Source organism: Acidimicrobiales bacterium (genome assembly GCA_036491125.1).
In the GTDB taxonomy this organism is placed as follows: domain Bacteria; phylum Actinomycetota; class Acidimicrobiia; order Acidimicrobiales; family AC-9; genus AC-9.
In genome coordinates this window covers 1-3,640 of record DASXCO010000186.1, presented here as the reverse complement: position 1 = coordinate 3,640, position 3,640 = coordinate 1, and the positions used below count along the sequence as shown (strand labels likewise).

The 3,640-nt window shown below is 71.3% G+C and carries 3 protein-coding genes; 2 read left to right on the top strand and 1 reads right to left on the bottom strand.

The genetic code is table 11. The features are described 5' to 3' along the window. Positions 1-290: nitrilase-related carbon-nitrogen hydrolase (locus tag VGF64_15100; GenBank protein HEY1636089.1), on the bottom strand; the 290-nt coding region annotated here is incomplete at its 3' end. Between the two features lie 105 nt (positions 291-395). Between VGF64_15100 and VGF64_15095 the strand changes: the two genes are divergently transcribed. Together VGF64_15095 and VGF64_15090 are read left to right on the top strand one after the other, a co-directional pair. After that, positions 396-3,179, top strand: a complete 2,784-nt coding sequence (locus VGF64_15095) for a bifunctional [glutamine synthetase] adenylyltransferase/[glutamine synthetase]-adenylyl-L-tyrosine phosphorylase (GenBank protein HEY1636088.1) — start codon at positions 396-398, stop codon at positions 3,177-3,179. A 194-nt stretch (positions 3,180-3,373) separates the two neighbouring features. After that, the coding region (locus tag VGF64_15090; GenBank protein ID HEY1636087.1) for a hypothetical protein at positions 3,374-3,640 on the top strand (267 nt) is incomplete at its 3' end.

Genomic DNA, 3,640 nt, shown 5'->3' with positions numbered 1-3,640 from the left:
GCGGCGGCGTTGTGCAGATCGCGCCCGACGTCGACGAACCCGACCACGGCGGCGCATCGACCGGTGCTTCGGGCAACTCGCTCCAGAGCCTGAAGGTTGTCGCCCACGAACCCGGGCTTGAGGAGGAGGTCCTCGGGCGGGTAGCCGGTCAGGGCCAGCTCCGGGAACACAGCCAGGTCGGCGCCGGCCGCCTCGGCCTCGGCCAGGCCGGCGACGATGCGTTCCACGTTGCCGTTCAGGTCGCCGACGACGGTGTCCAGCTGACAGGCGGCGACTCTGAGACGACCCACGCATCGAGACTACGCCCGAGGGCTGTTTTGTCGGGCCCTGTCGTTGTCGGCCCGCATCGCCCTCCCGCGGCCGGTTCCACGGTCGGGGCCTGACACACTGGTCCCGTGACCACCCTGGCCTCGACGGGCCCGTTGGCCGAGGCGGTCGAGCGCTCGGCCGCCCCGATCGCCGTCAGGGCCCCACTGGCGCGGCTGATCGAGACCCATACGGGGCTCGCAGACCGCCTGGACGAGGACGACGGGCTGGCCCGCGCCCTGGTGGCTGTGCTGGCGGCCAGCAGGTCGCTCACCCGGTTGTGCGAGACCGATCCACGGTCCATCGATGTGCTCGCCGATCTCGGTGACCGGCCGCCTGTCGACGCCCGGAGCGCGACGGCCCTCGTCGCATGGAAGCGACTCGAGCTGCTGCGGATCGCGGCTCGCGACCTGACCGGGCTGGACGATCTGGAAGCTGTCGTCGGCGCCCTGGCCGACCTGGCCGACGACGTGTTGCGCGGCGCGGTCGACCTGGCCGAGGTACCGCGCGATGAAAGCCTCGCCGTCATCGGGATGGGAAAGCTCGGTGGCCAGGAGCTCAACTACGCCAGCGACATCGACGTGGTGTTCGTCGATGGCGACGGGCGCTCGGGCCCGCGAGCGGCACGGAACGTGATGGAGGTGGCGCAAGGCTCCTTTCGTGTCGACGTCGACCTGCGGCCAGAGGGGCGTGACGGGCCGCTGGTCCGCTCACTTCGCTCGTACCAGGCGTATTGGAAGCGCTGGGCCCAGGCGTGGGAGCGCCAGGCATTGCTGAAGGCGCGTCCCGTGGCGGGAGACCGGGCGCTCGGGGATGCCTTTCGGCGCGAGGCCGAGCTCGAGCTCTGGGCGCGGACCTTCGGGGCCGACGATCTGCGGGACATCCGGGCCATGAAGGCACGCGCCGAGGAGCAGGTGGCTCGGCGAGGCCTGTCACACCGCGAGATCAAGCGGGGCTGGGGAGGGATCCGGGACGTCGAGTTCGCGGTCCAGCTCCTCCAGCTGGTCCACGGGCGCAACGACGCTGCCCTGCGCTCGCGCTCGACCCTCGTCGCCCTGACCGAGCTCGGAGCCGCCGGCTACGTAGACGAGGGGGACGCCCGCGCCCTGGCCGACGCCTACCGCTATCTCCGCACCGTCGAGCACCGCCTACAGCTGGTCGAGGAGGCCCAGGTTCATTCGGTCCCGTCCGAGCCGACGGCCCGCGCGCAGCTCGCCCGCGTCCTCGGCCACCGCGACGATGCGTCGGGGACCGCCCTGGCCCGCTTCGACCGCGAGCTGAGCGACCACCAGGCCGTGGCCCGGTCGATCCACGAGCGGCTGTTCTTCCGCCCTCTGCTGGAGGCCTTCTCGGCCGTCTCCGAGCCGCCCGCCGCCCCGGGAGGGCGGCCCGGGAGGACGGCGGTCCCGGGAGAGCGGCCCGAGCCCGTCTCGCCCGCACCCCTCGGTTCCGACGACGCCGTGCGATCTCGCCTCGCCGCCTTCGGCTTCAGCGACGCCGAGCGGACCAGGGCGGCCCTGGCCGAGCTCACCAGGGGCCTCACCCGCTCGTCGCGGCTGATGCAGCAGACGCTCCCGTTGCTGCTCACGTGGTTGTCCGAGTCACCTGATCCGGATCTGGGTCTGCTCGGCCTCCGAGCCCTGGCGACAGGTGCCCATCGTCGCGATCGGCTGGTGGCCACGTTCCGGGACTCCCCGGAGTCGGCGCGCCGGCTGTGCCTGCTCATCGGGACCGGCCGCCCGCTGCTCGAACCGATTCGGCGCAACCCCGAGCTGGCGGCCATGCTCGGCGACGACGCCGCCCTGGCCCGTCGTAGCCGGGCCCAGCTGGCCGATCTGGCCGGCGCCGTCCTGGGTTGGCGCCACGACCACGAGCGGTGGCGTGCAGGCCTGCTCCGCCTGAAGGACACCGAGATGGCGCGTATCGCGGCGCGGGACGTCCTCGGTATCGACGACGACGAGGCGACAGGAGCAGCGATCAGCGATCTCGCCGAGGTCACCCTCGAGGAGGCCCTGGCATCGCTGGATCCACCTGTGCCCATGGCGATCGTGGCGATGGGTCGCTTCGGTGGAGCGGAGCTGTCCTATGTCAGCGATCTCGACGTGCTCATCATCTTCGAAGGCCGCACGACTGCAGAGGTCGCGGCGGCGGAGGAGACGGCGGAGGCGGTGGTCCGCACGGTCAACGGCACGACACCGGCGGGGCGCCTGTTCACACTCGACACCACTCTCCGACCCGAAGGTCGCGACGGGCCCTTGGCGCGCAGCATCGACGGGTACCGCACCTACTACGGACGCTGGGCCCGCACATGGGAGCGTCAGGCGCTCATCCGGGCCCGTCCCGTCGCGGGCGATCCCGATGTCGCCCGGCGCTTCATGGCCGTCGTGGACGACTTCGTCTGGCAGCGGCCGCTGGACGACGAGGGGCAGCGGGAGATCCGCCGCATGAAGGCGCGGGTGGAGCGCGAGCGCCTGCCCGCGGGTGAGGACCCGCAGTTCCACTTGAAGCTCGGCCGCGGCTCGCTCTCCGACATCGAGTGGACCGCGCAGCTGCTCCAGCTCCGTCACCGGATCGCGTCGCCCGGAACCATCGCCGCCCTCGGCGCCCTCGTGGAGTCGGGCGTGCTCGACCCCGCCGACTCCGGGATCCTCAGCGTCGCGTATCGGTTCTGCGAGCGGACCCGCAACCGGCTGTACCTTGTTCGCGGGGCACCGGGCGATGCGCTCCCGACGCAGGCCGATCAGTTGTCCCGGCTGGCGAGGAGCCTCGGAACCAGCGCCGTGGCCCTGCGGGAGGAATACCGGCGCGTGACCCGCCGGTCCCGCCAGGTGGTCGAACGGCTCTTCTACGGGATCGACGAGCGGGGGCGTTAAGGGCGATTGTCCTCTTTGCCCCTTTTGGGCGGAGGCGCTGAAGCCACCGCTCTGTACGGTTGCTTACAAAGGCGGTATCCTCTTTTGGGGGTCGACCGCGAGGACCAGCCTTGGCTCGGCATCAGCACACCCGGGCTCGTTCCGGTGTTTCGAGGTGCCTCCGCAGAGTCGAAGAGTCAGGGCAAGGAGACGCGATGAGCATCTCAACCGATGCGATGTACGACGGCCAGACCGGAGCTGCGCACGACCAGCAGCCGAGTCCCAACGGAGCGCGCGCGATCCCCGGTCGCCAGGTCCGGGTGCTCCTCGTGGCGGACACCGAGATCATCATTCGCGGCCTGTTCGGGCTGCTGGACCGCAGCCGCGAGCGCGTCGAGCTGCTCGGTCCCGTCTCCCTAGCCGATGACATCGGCGCCGCCGCGGCCACCCTTCACGCCGACGTGGTGCTCGTCGACACGGAT